19 protein-coding genes are annotated in these 20,179 nt (G+C 53.8%); 11 read left to right on the forward strand and 8 right to left on the reverse strand.

Features of this window, described 5'->3' with window-relative positions:
- Positions 1 to 66: 66 nt before the first annotated feature.
- Together lexA and ABLV75_RS20735 are read right to left on the reverse strand one after the other, a co-directional pair.
- A complete protein-coding gene (gene lexA / locus ABLV75_RS20730; RefSeq protein ID WP_004109543.1) occupies positions 67 to 675 on the reverse strand; it encodes a transcriptional repressor LexA in 609 nt (202 codons plus the stop codon).
- Positions 676 to 797: 122 nt separating this feature from the next.
- Positions 798 to 1,166: a diacylglycerol kinase gene (locus ABLV75_RS20735; RefSeq protein ID WP_004109553.1), complete on the reverse strand. Its 369-nt coding sequence runs from the start codon at positions 1,164 to 1,166 to the stop codon at positions 798 to 800.
- 129 nt (positions 1,167 to 1,295) lie between these two features.
- On the opposite strand from ABLV75_RS20735, the gene plsB reads away from it, so the two are divergent.
- Complete coding sequence (gene plsB, locus ABLV75_RS20740) at positions 1,296 to 3,719, forward strand: glycerol-3-phosphate 1-O-acyltransferase PlsB (RefSeq protein ID WP_004109557.1); 2,424 nt, start codon at positions 1,296 to 1,298, stop codon at positions 3,717 to 3,719.
- A 100-nt stretch (positions 3,720 to 3,819) separates the two neighbouring features.
- Here plsB and ubiA read toward each other — a convergent pair whose 3' ends face one another.
- The 5 genes from ubiA to malK all read right to left on the reverse strand — a co-directional run bounded on the left by ubiA (position 3,820) and on the right by malK (position 8,922).
- Positions 3,820 to 4,689 carry a 4-hydroxybenzoate octaprenyltransferase gene (gene ubiA / locus ABLV75_RS20745; RefSeq protein WP_004109559.1) on the reverse strand — a complete coding sequence of 290 codons (870 nt, stop codon included), beginning with the start codon at positions 4,687 to 4,689 and terminating at the stop codon, positions 3,820 to 3,822.
- A 12-nt stretch (positions 4,690 to 4,701) separates the two neighbouring features.
- Positions 4,702 to 5,199, reverse strand: a complete 498-nt coding sequence (gene ubiC / locus ABLV75_RS20750; RefSeq protein WP_004109561.1) for a chorismate lyase — start codon at positions 5,197 to 5,199, stop codon at positions 4,702 to 4,704.
- 188 nt (positions 5,200 to 5,387) lie between these two features.
- On the reverse strand, positions 5,388 to 6,320 hold the full coding sequence (gene malM, locus ABLV75_RS20755; RefSeq protein WP_004109563.1) for a maltose operon protein MalM: 933 nt from the start codon (positions 6,318 to 6,320) through the stop codon (positions 5,388 to 5,390).
- A gap of 107 nt (positions 6,321 to 6,427) precedes the next feature.
- Positions 6,428 to 7,714, reverse strand: coding sequence for a maltoporin (locus ABLV75_RS20760; RefSeq protein WP_004109566.1), 1,287 nt, complete (start codon positions 7,712 to 7,714; stop codon positions 6,428 to 6,430).
- A 98-nt stretch (positions 7,715 to 7,812) separates the two neighbouring features.
- Positions 7,813 to 8,922, reverse strand: coding sequence for a maltose/maltodextrin ABC transporter ATP-binding protein MalK (malK, locus tag ABLV75_RS20765; protein WP_004097762.1), 1,110 nt, complete (start codon positions 8,920 to 8,922; stop codon positions 7,813 to 7,815).
- A gap of 370 nt (positions 8,923 to 9,292) precedes the next feature.
- Between malK and malE the strand changes: the two genes are divergently transcribed.
- The 4 genes from malE (at position 9,293) to xylE (ending at position 15,449) form a co-directional block, all read left to right on the forward strand.
- Positions 9,293 to 10,483 carry a maltose/maltodextrin ABC transporter substrate-binding protein MalE gene (gene malE, locus ABLV75_RS20770; protein WP_004109568.1) on the forward strand — a complete coding sequence of 397 codons (1,191 nt, stop codon included), beginning with the start codon at positions 9,293 to 9,295 and terminating at the stop codon, positions 10,481 to 10,483.
- A 186-nt stretch (positions 10,484 to 10,669) separates the two neighbouring features.
- Positions 10,670 to 12,214: a maltose ABC transporter permease MalF gene (gene malF / locus ABLV75_RS20775; RefSeq protein ID WP_004109570.1), complete on the forward strand. Its 1,545-nt coding sequence runs from the start codon at positions 10,670 to 10,672 to the stop codon at positions 12,212 to 12,214.
- A 156-nt stretch (positions 12,215 to 12,370) separates the two neighbouring features.
- Positions 12,371 to 13,261 carry a maltose ABC transporter permease MalG gene (gene malG, locus ABLV75_RS20780; RefSeq protein WP_004109572.1) on the forward strand — a complete coding sequence of 297 codons (891 nt, stop codon included), beginning with the start codon at positions 12,371 to 12,373 and terminating at the stop codon, positions 13,259 to 13,261.
- A 712-nt stretch (positions 13,262 to 13,973) separates the two neighbouring features.
- Positions 13,974 to 15,449 carry a D-xylose transporter XylE gene (gene xylE / locus ABLV75_RS20785; protein ID WP_004109574.1) on the forward strand — a complete coding sequence of 492 codons (1,476 nt, stop codon included), beginning with the start codon at positions 13,974 to 13,976 and terminating at the stop codon, positions 15,447 to 15,449.
- A 41-nt stretch (positions 15,450 to 15,490) separates the two neighbouring features.
- Here the strand turns inward: xylE and psiE are convergent, their stop codons facing one another.
- On the reverse strand, positions 15,491 to 15,901 hold the full coding sequence (psiE, locus tag ABLV75_RS20790) for a phosphate-starvation-inducible protein PsiE (protein ID WP_004097754.1): 411 nt from the start codon (positions 15,899 to 15,901) through the stop codon (positions 15,491 to 15,493).
- A gap of 377 nt (positions 15,902 to 16,278) precedes the next feature.
- On the opposite strand from psiE, the gene ABLV75_RS20795 reads away from it, so the two are divergent.
- From ABLV75_RS20795 to ABLV75_RS20820, 6 genes are all read left to right on the forward strand, one after another.
- Positions 16,279 to 17,556 (forward strand): L-serine ammonia-lyase, iron-sulfur-dependent, subunit alpha, encoded by a 1,278-nt coding sequence (locus ABLV75_RS20795; RefSeq protein ID WP_004109578.1) that lies wholly within the window; start codon positions 16,279 to 16,281, stop codon positions 17,554 to 17,556.
- 65 nt (positions 17,557 to 17,621) lie between these two features.
- Entirely contained in the window at positions 17,622 to 18,359 is a 738-nt protein-coding gene (locus ABLV75_RS20800; protein ID WP_004109581.1) for an AzlC family ABC transporter permease, read from the forward strand.
- Positions 18,352 to 18,672: an AzlD domain-containing protein gene (locus tag ABLV75_RS20805; RefSeq protein WP_004109584.1), complete on the forward strand. Its 321-nt coding sequence runs from the start codon at positions 18,352 to 18,354 to the stop codon at positions 18,670 to 18,672. The genes ABLV75_RS20800 and ABLV75_RS20805 overlap by 8 nt, the downstream gene beginning before the upstream one ends.
- A gap of 25 nt (positions 18,673 to 18,697) precedes the next feature.
- Positions 18,698 to 19,075 carry a Rid family detoxifying hydrolase gene (locus ABLV75_RS20810; RefSeq protein ID WP_004109587.1) on the forward strand — a complete coding sequence of 126 codons (378 nt, stop codon included), beginning with the start codon at positions 18,698 to 18,700 and terminating at the stop codon, positions 19,073 to 19,075.
- Positions 19,076 to 19,184: 109 nt separating this feature from the next.
- Positions 19,185 to 19,694 carry a GNAT family N-acetyltransferase gene (locus ABLV75_RS20815; protein WP_004109593.1) on the forward strand — a complete coding sequence of 170 codons (510 nt, stop codon included), beginning with the start codon at positions 19,185 to 19,187 and terminating at the stop codon, positions 19,692 to 19,694.
- An 8-nt stretch (positions 19,695 to 19,702) separates the two neighbouring features.
- Positions 19,703 to 20,158, forward strand: coding sequence for an acyltransferase (locus ABLV75_RS20820; protein ID WP_004109596.1), 456 nt, complete (start codon positions 19,703 to 19,705; stop codon positions 20,156 to 20,158).
- The last annotated feature ends 21 nt before the right edge of the window (positions 20,159 to 20,179 follow it).

The following is a 20,179-nucleotide window of genomic DNA, read 5'->3' on the forward strand; positions in this document are numbered from 1 at the left end:
GAGAGTGCCAAAAAGAGGAAAAACGACGCAGCATCATGCATCAGATGATGCCGCGAGAGGAAGAGTTTACTGCCAGTTGCCGTTGCGAATAACGCCGACGGCCAGGCCTTCAATGGTGAAACTTTGTTGACGAAGATCCACCACGATTGGCGAAAATTCGCTATTTTCCGGCAGCAGTTCGACGACGTTACCCTGCTTTTTCAGGCGCTTTACGGTCACTTCTTCGTCGATACGCGCCACAACTACCTGACCGTTACGCACATCCTGAGTTTTATGGACTGCCAGCAGGTCGCCATCAAGAATGCCGATGTCTTTCATCGACATACCACTGACGCGCAGCAGAAAATCGGCATTCGGTTTAAACATGGCCGGATCGACCTGATAGTGGCCTTCAATATGCTGCTGGGCCAGCAGCGGTTCCCCTGCTGCTACGCGGCCAATAAGCGGCAGGCCCGTTTCTTCTTCCGTCAGCAGACGAATACCGCGGGAGGCGCCGGAAACGATTTCGATTGCGCCTTTACGCGCCAGCGCTTTCAGGTGCTCTTCCGCCGCGTTTGGGGAACGGAACCCCAAGCGCTGAGCAATCTCCGCACGCGTCGGCGGCATGCCCGTCTGGCTGATATGATCCCGAATGAGATCAAACACCTCTTGCTGCCTGGTCGTTAACGCTTTCATTCCGCCCCCTGGGTGTATATACAGTTATGCTGTGAGTATATACAGCTAACGGTGATTTTGGAACCACATTTCACACAAAAATCAGGAGTTTCTTTTCGTTTTGCGAGCCGCTACGACAGGAGTTAGCGGTAATTTGCCCATAAAAGGGTTCCCCAGGTGATCAGCGCGATGACAATCGCCAGCAAAACCGCCGCAGAGCCCATGTCTTTCGCGCGCCCGGAAAGCTCATGATGCTCAGGGCCTATACGGTCCACGACCGCTTCAATCGCGCTGTTGATAATTTCAACTATCATCACTATCAGGACCGAGCCAATTAACAGCACCCGGGTAATGGCATCGACGTCTAACCAGCAGGCAATCACCACGGCAATGATGGCCGCGATGCCTTCCTGACGAAATGCGGCCTCGTTGACCCATGCCGCCCGGAATCCTTTCCAGGAATACCCTGCCGCTTTAATAATTCGGGTTAACCCAGTGGTATTATTGGCCATCAAACAAACCTTTTTATGTAAATGACGTCAATGAGTGTACGCGTTTGCCGCGTTACAACGGAAATTTTGCGCACTTTCTGTTATTCTTGCGGCGCATTTGCATGATTAACCAGAGGCTTCACATCGTCTATGTCTGGCTGGCAACGAATTTACTATAAATTACTGAATTTACCATTAAGGGCGCTGGTAAAAAGCAAGTCGATTCCGGCACAACCTGCTCAGGAGTTAGGCCTGGATACCTCGCGGCCCATTATGTACGTCCTGCCCTACAATTCGAAGGCGGACCTGCTGACGCTGCGCGCGCAATGTCTGGAGCATGAGTTACCGGACCCGCTGGAGCCGCTGGAGATCGACGGCGCCCTGCTTCCGCGCTACGTATTTATCCACGGCGGACCGCGCGTATTCACCTATTACACGCCGAAAGAAGAGTCTATCAAGCTCTTTCACGACTATCTGGATTTGCACCGTAATCACCCCGATCTTGATGTGCAAATGGTGCCAGTCTCGGTGATGTTCGGTCGCGCGCCGGGGCGTGAAAAAGGCGAGGTTAACCCGCCTCTGCGCATGCTCAACGGCATTCAGAAATTCTTCGCCGTTCTGTGGCTGGGCCGCGACAGCTTTGTGCGTTTCTCGCCTTCGGTCTCGCTGCGTAAAATGGCGGACGAACACGGCACCGATAAAACTATCGCTCAGAAGCTGGCCCGCGTGGCGCGTATGCACTTCGCCCGTCAGCGTCTGGCGGCGGTCGGTCCGCGCCTGCCTGCGCGCCAGGATCTGTTCAATAAACTGCTGGCGTCGAAAGCCATTGCCCGTGCGGTAGAAGACGAAGCGCGCAGCAAGAAAATTTCTCATGAAAAGGCGCAGCAAAACGCTATCGCCCTGATGGAAGAGATCGCCGCGAACTTCTCCTACGAGATGATTCGCCTGACAGACCGCGTGCTGGGCTTTACCTGGAACCGTCTGTATCAGGGCATTAACGTGCATAACGCCGAGCGCGTGCGCCAGCTGGCGCACGAAGGCCACGAGATCGTTTATGTCCCGTGCCACCGCAGCCATATGGATTATCTGCTGCTCTCGTACGTGATTTATCATCAGGGCCTGGTTCCGCCGCATATCGCCGCCGGTATCAACCTGAACTTCTGGCCTGCCGGGCCGATTTTCCGTCGCGGCGGCGCTTTCTTCATTCGCCGTACGTTCAAAGGCAATAAGCTCTATTCGACGGTATTCCGCGAATACCTCGGCGAGCTGTTCAGCCGCGGCTACTCCGTCGAATACTTCGTTGAGGGCGGCCGCTCTCGTACCGGACGCCTGCTGGATCCGAAAACCGGTACCCTGTCGATGACCATTCAGGCGATGCTGCGCGGCGGTAATCGTCCCATCACCCTGGTGCCAATCTACATCGGCTACGAGCACGTGATGGAGGTTGGTACCTACGCTAAAGAGCTGCGCGGAGCGACAAAAGAGAAAGAGAACCTGCCGCAGATGCTGCGCGGCTTAAGCAAGCTGCGTAATCTCGGCCAGGGCTACGTTAACTTCGGCGAACCGCTGCCGCTGATGGCCTACCTGAATCAACATGTGCCGGACTGGCGCGAGTCGATCGATCCTATCGAAGCCGTTCGCCCCTCCTGGCTGACGCCGACGGTAAATAACATCGCCTCAGACCTGATGGTACGCATTAACAATGCCGGTGCGGCCAACGCCATGAACCTGTGCTGTACGGCGCTGCTGGCATCGCGTCAGCGTTCCCTGACCCGCGAGCAGCTTACCGAACAGCTGGAGTGCTACCTCGCCCTGCTGCGCAACGTGCCGTACTCTGCGGACGCGACCACGCCTACGGCGTCTGCCAGCGAGCTTATCGACCACGCGCTGCAGATGAACAAGTTCGAAGTCGAGAAAGACACGATCGGCGATATCATCATTCTGCCGCGCGAGCAGGCCGTCCTGATGACCTATTACCGCAACAACATCGCCCATATGCTGGTGATGCCGTCACTGTTAGCCGCCATCGTCACTCAGCATCGTCGTATTACCCGCAGCGAAATATTGCGTCACGTCGAGATGTTCTATCCGTTCCTCAAGGCCGAGTTGTTCCTGCGCTGGGAAAAAGCGGAGCTGGCGGGCGTCGTCGATGCGCTGATTGCCGAGATGCAGCGTCAGGGGCTTATCGCCGTGAATGACGATGAGGTGAGCGTCAATCCGTCTCATGCCCGTTCCCTGCAGCTGCTGGCCGCAGGCGCGCGCGAAACGCTGCAGCGCTACGCCATCACCTTCTGGCTGCTGAGCGCCAACCCGTCAATCAACCGCAGTTCGCTGGAAAAAGAGAGCCGTACCGTGGCGCAGCGCCTGTCCGTTCTGCACGGTATCAATGCGCCGGAGTTCTTCGATAAGGCGGTATTCAGCACGCTGGTACTGACCCTGCGCGACGAAGGCTATATCAGCGATACCGGAGATGCCGAGCCGGAAGAGACGTTGAAGATCTACCGTATGCTGGCGGATCTGATTACTTCTGATGTGCGTTTGACGATTGAAAGCGTTACCCAGGATGAAGCGTAACGTTTAAAGCGATATCCCGGCTTGCGCCGGGCTACCAGACCCTGCGGTTTAGTAGCCCGGCTAAAGCTTTTACGGCGCCAGCCGGGGAACCCCGCCACATTTACTGCATATACCCCATCGCCAGGCCGAGAAACAGTACCAGCCCCACGTAGTTATTATTCATAAATGCCTTAAAGCAGCTATCGCGTTCGCGTTTAAATATCAGCTTTTGCTGCCAGACAAACAGCGCCGCGGCAATAAACAACGACCAGTAATATTCCCAGCCCAGCCCGCTCAGCCAGCCTACTGCCGCCATCAGACCCAGTACCGCCACCTGTAAAATACCGATGATTAAGCGATCGTTGTCGCCAAACAGAATCGCCGTCGATTTGATACCGATTTTGACGTCATCATCACGATCGACCATCGCATACTGGGTATCGTAGGCCACCGCCCACAGGATGTTGGCGAGGAACATCAGCCAGCAGCTGAGCGGCAGCGATTCGCTTACCGCCGAAAAGGCCATCGGGATCGACCAGCCAAATGCCGCGCCCAGCACCACCTGCGGCAAGTGGGTGTAGCGTTTCATAAATGGATAGACCCATGCCAGCGCCAGCGCCGCTATCGACAGCAGAATGGTCATGGTGTTCAGGGTCAGCACCAGCAGGAAAGAAAGCAGCACCAGCACGACAAACAGCGTTCGCGCCTCCTTTTCGCTGACGTCGCCGCTCGGCAGCGGACGGCGGGCCGTCCGTTTAACGTGGCCGTCAAATTTACGATCGGCATAATCATTGACCACGCAGCCTGCGGCGCGCATTAACCAGACGCCGGCAACAAACACGGCGAGGATCCACAGCGGCGGTATCCCCGGCGTGGCCACCCACAGCGCCCACAGCGTCGGCCACAGCAGCAGCAGCGCGCCGATCGGTTTGTCAGTACGCATCAGGCGGTGAAACGCCAACAGCTTGTTCTGCGTCAGACTCCACTCCATTTCATTTTCCTCTCAATACAACGGCGATGCAGGCAAAAACAGCTCCGTCAGCAGCAGCGGTTTGCCGCTCAACCGGAGGCGGGAACGACGCCCCCAAAGCTCTGCATTACGACCAATTTCAATAAAATCGCGGGTTAGCGTCGATGACGTGAAGAGATAGCGGCCCAGCGGCGTTTGTCCCAGCTGTTGCAGCGCCAGTTCGGGGCCGCTCAGCGTCGACTCCGGCACGATAGTTCGGCCAGCAAGCCAGGGTTCGCCATTAGCGCAAAGGATAATTTCCCGCAGCCAGTAGCGGGATTCGACGGGTAACAGAGGCGCTTCATCTGCCAGCGCTTCGCGTCCAACAAAACCTTCGTTAACCATGATGACGCTGACTCGCTTCCCCTGTTGCTCAAAGCGTTTGGTCATTGAGTCTTCCAGCAATAGCCAGTCGCGCAGATGCGCGTCCAGCGGGGGCATTGCGGCAAAATAACGCAGCGCACGCAGTTGCGTAAGCGCAGGATGTGGCATGCCTGAATCTCCGGTACAAAACGTAAAGGTATTGTATCGCAGAATGGGACATCGGGGGCGGGCAAACGTCAATATACGATCATCCGCGCAACAGCCCTGCAACAGAAGCTGCCGCGCGATAAAAAAAAGTGCGCCCTGACGGACGCACCTAAAGGCTGTGCCTAAACATCAGCATTGTGGGGAGACGGTCACCCCTTGCCTTTTACACTGCTGATAAAGGTGGAACGAGCAGATTTCGAGCCAAGACGTTCAGCTTCGTTCATCAATTTCAGGGCCTTGTCGATATCGCCTTTCGCAACCGCCTGCTTAATGCCGTTATTGAAGTAGGTTTCGGTATCATCAAGCATCGGTTCGGTTTTCGCCGCTGGAGCCGGGGCCGGGGCGGCGACCGGCGCGCTATAGGCAGGAGCAGCGGTATTACCGACGGTAACAGGCCCCGGACCAGACGAACCGAACAGCGGGCCAACCAGCACGCTGGAGCCGGTAGAGGTTTTTACCTTCAGGCTGATGGTACCGTCCGTGACGTGTTTCGCGATGGGATCCGGAATATCCGGCACCGCATTGCCGGTGCCTTTGGCGTATGCCTTCGCCGGATCGATTAATTTAGTGGTCTGCTGTAAATCCTGCGGCGTGGTAAAGACCAGCACATAAATTTTCTGCTGTCCCAGCGCCGGAGTCAGGCGCATTACGCCCTCCAGACGATCTGAGCTCATCACGCCCGGTTCAAGATAAGTAAAGTAGCTGCTGGGGAAGAATGCAGATGGCGTCATATTCTGATCAAGAATCAGCACGTTCGGTGCATATACCGCAGCTTGTTTTTCCACTTCGCTGGTTAACGTAATATTGAGCTCGCCAATATTCGCCGGAACGCTGTATGCGGCGACCGGACCACTGATTCCGGGGACATTGAGCGTCTGCCCGGCCACGGCGAGCTTTGTGGTTTGCGTTTTGGATTGATCGACCGGCGTCCAGGTGAGCTGCTGCAACGCGGAGGCCGGAATCGACGGCGCGGCAGAGGTGTTCTGCGGCACGAAATTAACATCAGCAAAACTGACTGCGGGTACGCAGGCCATCAGGCCGACGGACAGGCAGAGGGCAACGAGACTTTTCTTCATTTTCATTGTTATCACCTCAATTCCGATGGCCGAGCGGTAGCCAGGCAATAGCGCGCTGGGCCTAAGATAGAGGGGCTTGCGCCCCTCTTTTAGTTACGAACGGTCAGGCTCGATTACCACCAGATTTCCATCTGGGCACCGAAGGTCCACTCGTCGCTATCGCCACGGCTAAAGGTTTTAGCACTGGTGTCGTTATACGCTACGCCGCTATCGTTATAGCCCCATTTCTCATCCCATTTGGCGTACGTTGCGAATACGCGGATTGCCGGACGGGACCAGATGCTGTCACCAGCCTGCCACTGCTGGGCCAGGGTCACTTTATACTGGCTGTTACGATCGCTGGTGCGTTGAGATTTGACGTTGTCGTAGCCGATTTCCATCAGGGTGCTCATGATAGGCGTCCACTTGTACATTGGACGAACGCCGACGGTCCACCACTGGGTACCATTGTTGTTGTCGCGGTCGATATCCTGGTACATACCGACGTACATCAGATCCCAGCTATCGCCGAGAGAGATCGCACCGTGGTCCAGCACGCGCCACATAGATCCATCGTTATTAATGCTGCCACCCTGCGGAACACCTTTACCGCTGGAGGTCATAGAGTCAGTTGCATACTGCAGAACAAATTTGTTAAAGCCTTTCAGCATGCTCTGAGTATGCTCAGCGGTAAGCATCCAGCCATCTTTGGAAGCGCCCGGCTGCAGAGAATAATCATCAGGGATGTTAGTGTGGCCGTAGTCAACGCCCAGCTCCAGCGTGCCGCCCGGGTTAGTTTCCAGACCGGCTAAACGCACGTCGAATACATCGTTCGGCACGATATTGTCGTAAACGCGATTACCGAACTGGTCGCGATCGGCGAAGGTACCGGAGCCGCCTGATTCAGAAGAACGCGTTGCTGCCAGAGAGAGTTTACCGAAGCCCAGATCGATGTTTTCAATACCCGCACCAGGACCAGAAATATCCCAGTAGTAGAAGTCGATCATATGAACGTCATGACGCTGGTAGAAGCGCTTACCGGCCCAGATGGTGGAACCTGGCAACCATTCGATCAGGTTTTTACCCTGCACGTTAGCTTCACGGAATGCCGGACTGGTGGATTCCCAGTCGTTCTGCTGCGACACAGAGTAGGCGACGTTAGTATCGAAGTAGAAGCTCTTATCACCTTCTTTCCAGACTTCCTGGCCCAGTTTCAGTTCCGCATAGGTTTCACATTCGTTACCAAGACGGTATTTGCTTTGAGCACCGGTTGCCTGGAAGCACTGTTGCTCACCGCCGCTGCCGGTCCAGCCGATACCAGAACGAGCATAGCCGTGGAAATCAACGGCCAGCGCCTGAGCAGACATAACGCCTGCCGCAACGGCGACCGCCAGTGGAAGTTTGCGCAGAGTAATCATCATTCTATCTCCTGAGATCATTGCTTTTCTTTGAACGCTTCGCCTGTTGTTGCGCCTGTTTATCGACGCTGCAGGGTGCACGTTTTTTTTAATGGGAAGCCTTACACGCCCGGCTCTTTATGCAGCCGACGACAAGCGGTGCCATCCTCACGGAATAAATGGCAACGCTCCGGCGGCAAACCGATGGCGAATGTGGCTCCCTCTTCTACCAGCACCACGTCGTTCTGGCGGTAAACCAGGTTCTGACGGATGGATGGGATCTGAATATGAATTTGCGTTTCGTGGCCGAGCTGTTCGACCACCTGGACTTCACCTTCGAGGGTGACGTCGGCAATATCGCTGGGCAGCAGATGCTCCGGACGGATACCTAAAGACATGTTGGCGCCAACCTGAACGCGGGCGCTGTCCACCGGCAGCCAGACCTGCTGGCGGTTCGGCAGCTCCACCTGCACCTGCTCAATGGCGGTAGCGGTGACTTTGACCGGCAGGAAATTCATCTTCGGCGAGCCAATAAAGCCCGCGACGAAACGGTCCGCCGGGTAGTGATAGAGTTCGAGAGGCTTCCCGACCTGCGCGACGCGACCGGCATCCAGCACCACAATCTTGTCGGCCAGCGTCATCGCTTCGACCTGGTCGTGGGTCACGTAAATCATCGTACGGCCAAGGCGTTTATGCAGACGGGATATTTCAATACGCATCTGTACGCGCAGCGCGGCGTCAAGGTTTGAGAGCGGTTCATCCAGCAGGAAAACGCGCGGTTCAGCCACCAGGGTACGGCCAATCGCCACGCGCTGGCGCTGGCCGCCAGAAAGCGCTTTCGGTTTACGTTCCAGCAGATGGGCAAGCTGCAGAACTTCCGCCACCTGGGTCACGCGCTGGTTGATCAGTTCTTTTTTGGCGCCGGCCAGCTTAAGGCCGAAAGACATGTTTTCCGCGACGGAAAGGTGGGGGTAAAGCGCATAAGATTGAAACACCATCCCGATACCGCGCTCGGCGGGCGGAACATCATTCATTCGGGTATCGCCAATCAGCAGATCGCCGCTGGTCACCGTTTCCAGCCCGGCAATCATACGCAGCAGGGTGGATTTGCCGCAGCCTGATGGCCCAACAAACACGACGAACTCCCCATCCTGGATTTCGAGATTAATATCTTTCGATACCACCACGTCACCCCAGGCTTTCGTTACATTTCGCAGCTGTACGCTCGCCATGCCCTTCTCCCTTCGTTACAACCTGTCACTTAACGACACATTCAAGATGGGCTGACTATGCGGCATTCATAAGTGGGGTAAATCCTCCACCCCCCGGCTTTTTTATGGGGGAGGAGGCGGGAGGATGAGAGATGACGTCTCGCCGCCGGGGGGGACGGGCGGATGCCGATTTCGTGATGTCGCCTGCAAAATTGGCCGCCTTTTTATGTGCGCCAGGACTCATAACCGGCATTTCTGCAATGGAGATCACACAAACGGAGGATGGGGCGTAGACATGGGGAGGATGGAAAGAGGTTGTTAAAAAAGGAAACTCATCATCGTTAAGCCACTCAAGTGTATCCACGAGCACATCACCAAATAGGACGGGTATATGAAAATCAAAACTGGCGCTCGCATCCTCGCGCTGTCTGCATTGACCACGATGATGTTTTCCGCCTCTGCCCTCGCAAAAATTGAAGAAGGTAAGCTGGTTATCTGGATTAACGGCGACAAAGGCTACAATGGCCTCGCTGAAGTGGGTAAAAAGTTTGAGAAAGACACCGGCATCAAAGTCTCCGTAGAACATCCGGACAAGCTGGAAGAGAAGTTCCCGCAGGTTGCCGCGACCGGCGACGGCCCTGACATCATTTTCTGGGCTCACGACCGCTTCGGCGGCTACGCACAGTCCGGTCTGCTGGCGGAAATCACCCCGGATAAAGCTTTCCAGGACAAACTCTATCCGTTCACCTGGGATGCGGTTCGCTACAACGGCAAGCTGATTGCCTACCCGGTTGCCGTCGAAGCGCTGTCGCTGATCTATAACAAAGACCTGGTAGCGAACCCGCCGAAAACCTGGGAAGAGATCCCGGCGCTGGATAAAGAACTGAAAGCGAAAGGTAAGAGCGCGCTGATGTTCAACCTGCAAGAACCGTACTTCACCTGGCCGCTGATTGCTGCCGACGGCGGTTACGCGTTCAAGTTTGAAAACGGTAAGTACGACGTGAAAGACGTGGGCGTAGATAGCGCTGGCGCGAAAGCGGGCCTGACCTTCCTGGTCGACCTGATCAAGAACAAACATATGAACGCCGACACCGACTACTCCATCGCGGAAGCGGCCTTCAACAAAGGCGAAACTGCGATGACCATCAACGGTCCGTGGGCGTGGTCTAACATCGATAAGAGCAAGGTTAACTACGGCGTTACCCTGCTGCCAACCTTTAAAGGTAATGCGTCCAAGCCGTTCGTTGGCGTACTCAGCGCCGGTATTAACGCCGCCAGCCCGAACAAAGAACTGGCGAAAGAGTTCCTCGAAAACTATCTGATGACCGACCAGGGTCTGGATGAAGTTAACAAGGACAAACCGCTGGGCGCGGTTGCGCTGAAATCCTTCCAGGAAAAACTGGAAAAAGATCCGCGTATCGCCGCCACCATGGCTAACGCCCAGAAAGGTGAAATCATGCCGAACATCCCGCAGATGTCCGCCTTCTGGTATGCCGTTCGTACCGCAGTTATCAACGCCGCTAGCGGTCGCCAGACCGTCGATGCCGCCCTGAAAGACGCGCAGGCTCGTATCACCAAGTAATACGGTTTCCCTTATTCCTTAGGGAGTAAGGTTTGTTGAATACGTTGTTACACGAAATCTTTCGCGCTACATCGAGGCGGCAAGGATGCAAATCCCCAGGCGCTTACATCCGTAAGTGACTGGGATGCGTATCCGCAGCCAACAAAGAGGTAGCGCGAAGGATAAAGTGTAAAGAGGATGATCCCCATGGATGTCGTGAAAAAGAAACACTGGTGGCAAAGTCCGCAGCTCACATGGTCTGTGATCGGCTTGCTGTGCCTGCTGGTGGGTTACCTTGTTGTTTTGATGTACGCCCAGGGGGAGTACCTGTTTGCCATCATGACGCTGATTTTAAGCTCGGTTGGCCTGTATATTTTTTCCAATCGCAAGGCCTATGCCTGGCGCTATGTTTACCCGGGTCTCGCCGGGATGGGGCTGTTCGTCCTGTTCCCGCTGATCTGCACTATCGCTATCGCTTTCACCAACTACAGCAGTACTAACCAGCTTACCTTTGAACGCGCCCAACAGGTGCTGATGGACCGTTCCTTCCAGGCGGGTAAATCCTACAACTTCGCGCTTTATCCGGCGGGAGATGAGTGGAAGCTGGCGCTGACCGATGGCGAGAGCGGCAAAAACTATCTTTCCGACGCTTTTAAATTCGGCGGCGAACAGAAGCTGGCGTTAAAAGAGGCTGATGCCCTGCCGGAAGGCGAACGCGCCACCCTGCGCGTGATTACGCAAAACCGCACCGCCCTGAACCAGCTGACCGCCGTCCTGCCGGATGAGAGCAAAGTCATTATGAGCTCCCTGCGTCAGTTCTCCGGCACCCAGCCGCTGTACGCGCTGGCCAATGACGGTACGCTGACCAACAACCAGAGCGGCGTGAAATATCGGCCGAACGCCGAGGTCGGTTTCTATCAGGCGATTAACGCCGACGGCAGCTGGGGCAGCGAAAAGCTCAGCCCGGGCTACACCGTGACCATCGGCTGGGATAACTTCACCCGCGTGTTCCAGGATGAAGGTATCCAGAAACCGTTCTTCGCGATTTTCGTCTGGACGGTGGTCTTCTCTGTTCTGACCGTGATTCTCACCGTTGCGGTCGGCATGGTGCTCGCCTGTCTCGTCCAGTGGGAAGCCCTGAAAGGCAAAGCGATTTATCGCGTACTGCTGATTCTGCCTTATGCCGTACCGTCGTTTATCTCAATTCTGATCTTCAAAGGGCTGTTCAACCAGAGCTTTGGTGAGATCAACATGATGCTCAGCGCGCTGTTCGGCATCAAGCCGGCCTGGTTTAGCGACCCGACTACCGCGCGCACCATGATTATCATCGTCAACACCTGGCTGGGCTATCCGTACATGATGATCCTGTGCATGGGCCTGCTGAAAGCGATTCCTGACGATTTATATGAAGCCTCGGCAATGGATGGCGCCACGCCGTTCCAGAACTTCTTCAAAATTACGCTGCCGCTGCTGATCAAGCCGCTGACGCCGCTGATGATCGCCAGCTTCGCCTTTAACTTTAACAATTTCGTGCTGATTCAGCTGTTGACCAACGGCGGGCCGGACCGGCTCGGCACCACCACGCCGGCGGGCTACACCGACCTTTTGGTGAGCTATACCTATCGCATCGCCTTTGAAGGCGGCGGCGGGCAGGACTTCGGCCTCGCGGCGGCTATCGCCACGCTGATCTTCCTGCTGGTAGGCGCCCTGGCGATTGTTAACCTGAAAGCCACACGTATGAAGTTCGATTAATTGGAATAACCAGGCGTCATTGGCGCGGGCAGTTTGAGCTCGGCCAGCGCGCAAGAACCGGAGCGTACACGTAGTACGTGAGGATTCTGAGCACTGTCCGAGTTCAAAATGACAAGCAAAATAGCCTGGAGCGGTATCAAGGGGAGTAAAAATATTATGGCTATGGTTCAACCCAAATCTCAGAAGCTGCGTTTATTAACAACGCACCTCCTGTTGCTGATTTTTATCGCGGCGATTATGTTCCCGCTGCTGATGGTCATCGCTATCTCGCTGCGCGAAGGGAACTTCGCCACCGGTAGCCTGATTCCCGAAAGTATCTCCTGGGAGCACTGGCGGCTGGCGTTAGGCTTCAGCGTCGAACACGCTGACGGCCGCGTCACGCCGCCCCCCTTCCCGGTTCTCCTGTGGCTGTGGAACTCCATCAAGGTGGCCGGCATTACCGCCATTGGCATCGTCGCGCTCTCTACAACCTGCGCTTACGCTTTTGCCCGTATGCGCTTCCCGGGTAAAGCCACGCTGCTTAAAGGAATGCTGATTTTCCAGATGTTCCCCGCGGTTCTGTCGCTGGTCGCGCTGTATGCCCTATTTGACCGTCTCGGCCAGTACGTACCGTTCGTTGGACTGAATACCCACGGCGGCGTGATCTTCGCCTATATGGGCGGTATCGCGCTGCACGTCTGGACAATCAAAGGCTACTTCGAAACCATCGACGGCTCGCTGGAAGAAGCGGCGGCGCTGGACGGCGCGACGCCATGGCAGGCTTTCCGCCTGGTGCTGCTCCCGCTATCGGTACCGATTCTGGCGGTGGTGTTTATTCTGTCGTTCATCGCCGCGATTACCGAAGTGCCGGTGGCCTCTCTGCTGCTGCGCGATGTGAACAGCTATACCCTTGCGGTCGGAATGCAACAGTATCTCAACCCGCAGAACTATCTGTGGGGCGACTTTGCCGCCGCGGCGGTGCTCTCCGCCATTCCGATTACCGTAGTGTTCCTGCTGGCCCAGCGCTGGTTGGTTAACGGCCTGACCGCAGGCGGAGTGAAAGGTTAATTTTCATCGTTAGATACTCTAATTAATTCGAGTTGTCGAAAGGCGACAAGCCCGATAATCCCCAGCAGCATAGATAACTATGTGACTGGGGTGAGCGGGTGCAGTCAACGCATCAGCAACTTGAAGTATGACGAGTATACCCGCCCCAAATTTCAGAGGAGGGATGACGGTTTCGCGGTAATGCACGACCCCAACCGGGCATTACCGCCGTCGCCCTCAGCTGAAAAAGTAAGGCAAATGCCACTGCTATCCTCAACTGGACCCTACATAAATTCTATTTGTGACTGTTGGTCAGCGGCCCTGGAGGCCGCTTTTTTTTTATTCGCGTTTCAGGTACCCGACGTCTCGCAATGAAACTCCCCCTTGCGCGGAAGTCCAGAAGTTCGCAGGCAAAGTGCTGAGCGTTAGCCACCCGCAGCGCCTTGATGCAGCGGCACCCACCCACCAACGTCTCTTCCGAAGAGAGATAATCCGCCACTCTTTTAAAGAAATTTATTATGTTATTTTGCATTTAGGTTACGATTATTTTCTTTTGCGCGATTCATCACTGCAATTTCATTTACCGCCGTTCTTTTAACAATTAAATAGAGTTGAGATCACATTAAGAATATAACGTAATTGCAATATTAAATTTGATAATTGCCATCCCCGGGTGATGAATACACCATCATTATTACCGATAAGAAGAAATGTGTATTTAAGGCTGGTCAGGATGAAGACCCAATATAATTCAAGCTATATCTTTTCGATTACGTTAGTCGCCACGTTAGGAGGACTATTATTTGGCTACGATACCGCAGTCATCTCCGGTACGGTAGAATCCTTAAACACTGTTTTTGTGGCTCCGCAAAACCTGAGTGAATCTGCCGCCAACTCACTGCTGGGCTTCTGCGTTGCCAGCGCCTTGATTGGCTGCATCATTGGAGGCGCGCTTGGCGGCTATTGTAGTAACCGTTTTGGCCGCCGGGATTCGCTAAAAATTGCCGCGCTTCTGTTTTTAATCTCTGGTATCGGTTCGGCCTGGCCTGAATTAGGTTTCACCCCGATAAACCCTGACAACACGGTGCCAGTTTATTTAGCCGGATATGTACCAGAATTCGTTATTTACCGCATTATTGGAGGCATTGGCGTAGGTTTAGCATCAATGCTTTCACCGATGTATATTGCGGAACTGGCGCCGGCAAGCATACGAGGGAAACTGGTTTCCTTTAACCAGTTCGCGATTATTTTTGGGCAGCTATTGGTTTACTGTGTTAACTATTTCATTGCAAAATCAGGTGATGCTAACTGGCTGAATACCAATGGTTGGCGATATATGTTTGCCTCAGAATGCATTCCCGCACTGCTGTTTTTAGGGCTACTGTATACCGTACCGGAAAGTCCGCGCTGGCTGATGGCGCAGGGCAAACAGGAACAGGCGGAGGGTATTCTGCGCAAAATTATGGGCAGCAAGCTCGCCGTCCAGGCAATGCAGGAGATCAATCTGTCACTGGAAAATGGCCGTAAAACGGGCGGTCGTCTGCTGATGTTTGGCGCAGGCGTCATTACTATCGGCGTTATGCTGTCTATATTCCAGCAGTTTGTCGGCATCAACGTCGTGCTCTACTACGCTCCGGAAGTCTTCAAAACGCTGGGAGCCAGCACTGATGTCGCCCTGCTGCAGACCATTATCGTGGGCGTTATCAACCTGACTTTCACCGTTCTGGCCATCATGACGGTTGATAAATTTGGCCGCAAGCCGCTGCAAATTATTGGCGCGCTCGGGATGGCGCTTGGCATGTTCAGCCTTGGCACCGCCTTTTATACTCAAGCATCCGGTTTGGTGGCGCTGCTGTCGATGCTGCTTTACGTCGCCGCATTTGCCATGTCCTGGGGCCCGGTTTGCTGGGTGCTGCTGGCAGAAATCTTCCCTAACGCGATTCGCGGCAAAGCTCTCGCCATTGCGGTTGCCGCGCAGTGGCTGGCGAACTACTTTGTCTCCTGGACCTTCCCGATGATGGATAAAAACTCCTGGCTGGTTGCCCATTTTCACAACGGTTTTTCCTACTGGATTTACGGTTGTATGGGAATTCTGGCGGCGATGTTTATGTGGAAATTTGTGCCGGAAACGAAAGGCAAGACGCTGGAAGAACTCGAAGAGCTGTGGGCACCCGCAGAAGAGAAAACGCTTCAGGCCTCTATCAGATAATAACCACAGCACGCCGCTACCGGAAGCGGCGTGCTGTCTGTTTACTCGCGTTTCAGTCGGTTGGAGTTACACAGCCAGAGCGTAATCACCAGAATCAGGATCGCGGCGGAGTAAATCAGCACCGCCATGGGCGACTCATGATCGATGATAATCAGGCGTACGATGGCGGTGATGCCGATATAAACAAAGTAGCGTAGCGGGAAGTGAAATCCCGATTCAAAGTACTTCACAATCAGCGCGATAAACTCGAAATAGAGGAAGTAGACCACCAGCCCTTCCACCAGCTTGTATTTACTGACAGGTTCAGGGGTAAACAGGACGTGCGCCAAATGCAACGTCTCTTTACCGAGGAATACGATCAGAATGACCCCCAGGCACAGCAGGCCAAGATTCAAAACGGTTTGCATGGCGGTTGCAATAAAACTCACCAACGGACGATAAACCGGCGGCATAGGTACTCCTCATCATCATGATTTACTGTGACCTGTATAACGCAAAAGTGTGATCCAGATCTACATTTGTTGTCCCCTTCTCCTCACTGCCCGCCTTGCTCGTATACGACGAAATACGTAAAAAGAGAAAATCTTACTTTCGTCATCGCTGTGAGGCGGTTAACTAAATCCCTTTTTATGTTCAAAAAACAGAATATAAATACTCGGTAAATCAGTTAATTAACCATAATAAGATCACAGTTTTACATTCTTTTAATAAGCGAAAATTTTTCTCTTTAATGCATAAATAACAGGGTTATTAGAGTAAGTTTTTCCTTCAGAATTATCTTAGGATACTCGCCAGTTAATAACCCACAATTAGCGGATTGATTTAAAATATGATTAATGAACGCGCATCCATTTTTATAAAATGGCTAAAACAAGAAGTGGCTCCGGCATTAGGTTGTACCGAACCCGTCGCTATTTCTTTTACTACCGCTTACGCTGCGAAACATTTAGATACGGCCTGTCAAAGTATTAACGGTTTTATTTCTGCGAATCTGTACAAAAACGCGACGGGCGTAACTATTCCAGGAACATCCGTTAGCGGTGTCGCGCTTGCCGCCGCCATTGGCGCTTTTGGCGGCGATGCCGATAAGGGTTTAAAAACGCTGGAGGGGATTACCCAGCAGCATGTCGAATTAGCGCAAAAGCTAATCGCCGATGGCCAGGTTAATATTCGCGTGGAAGATACTCCCGATTTTATCCATCTGGATCTGACCCTGACCGGTGGCGAAAAGAGCTGCCGCGTGGTAGTTAAAGGCACGCATACCAATATCGTTGAACTTTATATTAATGGCGAAGCGCAGGCTTTGGCTAATAAACAGAATACGGTAACGCAGCAGGAAGCGTTAGAAACCTTTTCGCTTGTCGAAGCCTTCAATTTTATAAGCGAAGTCGATTTTTCCGACATCGAATTTATTCTCGAAGCCGCCCGCCTCAATTCGGCGCTGGCAAATGAAGGCAAGAGCAAGAAATATGGTTTAAACATCAATGGTACCTTCTCTGATGCAGTAAAAAAGGGTCTGCTCAGCAACGACCTGCTCAGTAAAGTCATCATCAATACCGTCGCCGCATCCGACGCGCGGATGGGCGGCGCTCCCGTCGTCGCCATGTCAAACTTTGGTTCCGGTAACCAGGGTATCGCCGCTACCATGCCGGTAGTGACGGTCGCGGAGCATCTTAATGCCGATGAAGAGACGCTCGCACGGGCGCTCGCGCTCTCCCACCTGACCGCGATATCGATCCACTCCCGCTATACGCGTCTGTCCGCGCTATGCGCGGCGTCTACGGCAGCAATGGGAGCAGCTGCCGGGATGGCGTGGCTATTTACTCGCGATATGGAAACCATTAACACCGCGATTATTAATATGGTCAGTGATATTACCGGTATGATTTGTGACGGCGCTTCTAATAGCTGCGCGATGAAAGTTTCATCCGTCGTGTCCAGCGCATTTAAGGCTGTATTGATGGCCATGCAAAATAGCTGCGCAAGCTCTAATGATGGGATCGTTTGCGCTGACGTTGAGCAAACGATTAATAATCTCTGTCGTCTGGTTGTTAAGCCCATGGCCTATACCGACAAAGAAATTATCAACATCATGGTTGCTAAATAATCATTAACTAATCTTTCCACGTACCTTACATAAATAATTAATTTCTTAAATAACAGATATTGCTTATGAACAAAAAAGTTATCCTACGGGGCGCCAGCGCCATTCTTCCCTTGTGTATCGGCGACTTTCCCTTTTCATTTATCGTCGGCGCGCTAAGCGTGAGCGCCGGAATGAGCGTCTGGCAAAGTACGGTCTGGTCCACCATTGTTATTGCGGGTTCAGCACAAATGCTGGCGTTGAATATGCTCAAAACCGGGGCGAGCCTCGGGGTAATTATATTCACCACGCTGATTATTAATCTCCGTCATATACTTTACAGCGCATCAATTTCCAGTACCGTACGCGAGGCGTCCTTTTTTAAAAAATGCTTTATGGCCTATGCTCTGACCGATGAGGTGTACGCCACGACGGTGAAAGAGATGGAGGAGAATAAAAAGGATAAATATCTGTTCTACTCTTCAGCCATGCTGACATTTTGGTTCGCCTGGGTTTTAGCCGATTTCCTTGGCGCTCTGGTTGGCGCCTCATTTCCACATATTGAAAAATACGGTCTGGACTTCGCGATGGTCGCCGCCTTTATCGCCATCGTCGTTCCGCAAATCAAGAGCCAGGCCTGTACCGTCGCCGCCATTGTGGCTGCCGTATCCGGCGTACTTTTGGTCGTGCTGCCCTATTCGTTAGGCATTGTCGTCGCATCCGTATTGGGCGTAATGGCGGGCCTGAGCGTCGATCTCGCCGAAGAGCGTAAACAAGCGCAGGCCGCCGCTAAACTCTCTCTCGAAGGAGCGCTGGAAAATGAGTAATAGCTTTTTTATCGCCCTGACGCTGGGTATGGCCGCCGTGACCTTTCTTATTCGCTTCTCGTTCATTGGTCTCGCCGGGAAAATCCAGATGTCGAACCGGGTCAGCAAAACGCTGCGCTTTGTGCCGGTGACTGTTCTGCCAGCCATCATCACGATTCAGATCCTGAGCGTGAACTCCAGCATGGAGTTTGATTTAAAAAACCCGAAAGTCATCGCCGCGATTATCTGCACGCTTGCCAGCTTCCGACTGGGGCTGGTCTGGGTCGTCGTCAGCGGCGTTGGTTCACTGGTTTTACTTAACTATTTCATGTAACCACTTATCAAGAGGAATCAACAGAATGATTATTTCCACCGCGTCCGCGCCTGCCGCCATCGGTCCGTATGTTCAGGGGGTAAACCTGGGTACCATGACGATGACCTCAGGGCAGCTCCCGGTTAATGCGCAAGATGGCACCATGTCTGACGACATCGCTGTGCAAACGCGCCAGTCGCTGGAAAACGTTAAGGCTATCGTGGAAGCGGCGGGCTTGCAGGTGAAAAATATTGTTAAGACGATGGTTTTCGTCAAGGATCTGAACGATTTTGCTACCATCAACGCGGTCTATGAAGCGTTCTTCGTTGAACACAACGCGGCGTTTCCAGCCCGCTCCTGCGTTGAGGTCGCCAGACTGCCTAAAGATGCGGGTATTGAAATCGAGGCCATCGCCGTCGCCTGATCCCCAGCCGGAGGCTCTCCTCCGGCATCTTCTCCTCCCCCACTTTTGAGGTTTACCCGCAGCGAACTTTACGGGCAAAATATCGCCACTTCTTTGCGAGGAACGCAGAATGCTAAAGATTCGTCTTGCACGTCCGGAAGATGCGGCTTTACTCAACGATATGGCGAATGCCAGCTATCGTCATCACTTTACCCATCTCTGGCATAACGCCGATGAAATGGAGCGCTACCTGCAGCAAGAGTATGCCGTGGCCTCACTGGAGCGCAGCCTGGCCGATACGCAGTGCTGCTGGTTAATTGCTGAGGCAGAGGAGCCAATCGGCTTTGCTAAATACGCCTGCCGCCAGGACATCAACCCCGAAGGTCCAACCGGTACGCTATTGCATAAGCTCTATCTGTTACCTGCAACAACGGGCCATCGCTATGGCGAGCAGCTTTTTCACGCCGTCGAGAAGCGAGCAAAAGTTGCCGGTGAACGCTGGCTCTGGCTGGAGGTGCTCGCCGCGAATACCCGCGCCCGCCGTTTTTATGAACGTCAGGGAATGCAGCACGTAAAAGATGTCATCTTTCATTCTGCGACCCAGCAAAGCACATTACACATTTTGGCTAAACCGATCTGAGAGGCAGCATGCATACCCTTCGTGAAACCGCCATTCGCAACGTCGCCAGCGGCGAAAACGTGGTGATTTACCAGCCCGCCAACCTCTATGACTGCACGCTAGGCGATAACGTCTTCGTCGGCCCCTTCGTTGAAATCCAGGGCCATACCCGCGTTGGCAGCGACAGCAAAATTCAGTCCCATACCTTTATCTGCGAGTACGTGACCATCGGCGAACGCTGTTTTATCGGCCACGGCGTAATGTTCGCTAACGATATGTTCCGCGATGGCAAGCCCAACGCCGACCGCGAAAGCTGGGGAAGAATCGTCATTGGCAACGATGTGTCTATCGGCAGCGGCGCAACCATTCTGGCGGTCAGCATTTGCGATGGCGTCGTGATTGGCGCGGGCAGCGTGGTGACAAAATCCATTACAGAGAAAGGCGTGTGGGCAGGAAACCCGGCAAAACTGCTGCGGCGGCTATAAAAAATGCCGGCCACCTGGGCC

This window comes from Klebsiella sp. CN_Kp066, assembly GCF_040065135.1.
In the GTDB taxonomy this organism is placed as follows: Bacteria; Pseudomonadota; Gammaproteobacteria; order Enterobacterales; family Enterobacteriaceae; genus Klebsiella; species Klebsiella oxytoca.

What these genes read in the sequence shown, in the direction of transcription:
- malK (WP_004097762.1), bottom strand. Translation starts at nt 8,922, where the DNA reads ATGGCGAGCGTACAGCTGCGAAATGTAACGAAAGCCTGGGGTGACGTG.
- malM (WP_004109563.1), bottom strand. Translation starts at nt 6,320, where the DNA reads ATGAAAATGAAGAAAAGTCTCGTTGCCCTCTGCCTGTCCGTCGGCCTG.
- psiE (WP_004097754.1), bottom strand. Translation starts at nt 15,901, where the DNA reads ATGCCGCCGGTTTATCGTCCGTTGGTGAGTTTTATTGCAACCGCCATG.
- ABLV75_RS20820 (WP_004109596.1), top strand. Translation starts at nt 19,703, where the DNA reads ATGCATACCCTTCGTGAAACCGCCATTCGCAACGTCGCCAGCGGCGAA.
- malF (WP_004109570.1), top strand. Translation starts at nt 10,670, where the DNA reads ATGGATGTCGTGAAAAAGAAACACTGGTGGCAAAGTCCGCAGCTCACA.
- ABLV75_RS20800 (WP_004109581.1), top strand. Translation starts at nt 17,622, where the DNA reads ATGAACAAAAAAGTTATCCTACGGGGCGCCAGCGCCATTCTTCCCTTG.
- malE (WP_004109568.1), top strand. Translation starts at nt 9,293, where the DNA reads ATGAAAATCAAAACTGGCGCTCGCATCCTCGCGCTGTCTGCATTGACC.
- ABLV75_RS20795 (WP_004109578.1), top strand. Translation starts at nt 16,279, where the DNA reads ATGATTAATGAACGCGCATCCATTTTTATAAAATGGCTAAAACAAGAA.
- ABLV75_RS20760 (WP_004109566.1), bottom strand. Translation starts at nt 7,714, where the DNA reads ATGATGATTACTCTGCGCAAACTTCCACTGGCGGTCGCCGTTGCGGCA.
- malG (WP_004109572.1), top strand. Translation starts at nt 12,371, where the DNA reads ATGGCTATGGTTCAACCCAAATCTCAGAAGCTGCGTTTATTAACAACG.
- ABLV75_RS20815 (WP_004109593.1), top strand. Translation starts at nt 19,185, where the DNA reads ATGCTAAAGATTCGTCTTGCACGTCCGGAAGATGCGGCTTTACTCAAC.
- ABLV75_RS20810 (WP_004109587.1), top strand. Translation starts at nt 18,698, where the DNA reads ATGATTATTTCCACCGCGTCCGCGCCTGCCGCCATCGGTCCGTATGTT.
- plsB (WP_004109557.1), top strand. Translation starts at nt 1,296, where the DNA reads ATGTCTGGCTGGCAACGAATTTACTATAAATTACTGAATTTACCATTA.
- ubiC (WP_004109561.1), bottom strand. Translation starts at nt 5,199, where the DNA reads ATGCCACATCCTGCGCTTACGCAACTGCGTGCGCTGCGTTATTTTGCC.
- ubiA (WP_004109559.1), bottom strand. Translation starts at nt 4,689, where the DNA reads ATGGAGTGGAGTCTGACGCAGAACAAGCTGTTGGCGTTTCACCGCCTG.
- ABLV75_RS20805 (WP_004109584.1), top strand. Translation starts at nt 18,352, where the DNA reads ATGAGTAATAGCTTTTTTATCGCCCTGACGCTGGGTATGGCCGCCGTG.
- lexA (WP_004109543.1), bottom strand. Translation starts at nt 675, where the DNA reads ATGAAAGCGTTAACGACCAGGCAGCAAGAGGTGTTTGATCTCATTCGG.
- xylE (WP_004109574.1), top strand. Translation starts at nt 13,974, where the DNA reads ATGAAGACCCAATATAATTCAAGCTATATCTTTTCGATTACGTTAGTC.
- ABLV75_RS20735 (WP_004109553.1), bottom strand. Translation starts at nt 1,166, where the DNA reads ATGGCCAATAATACCACTGGGTTAACCCGAATTATTAAAGCGGCAGGG.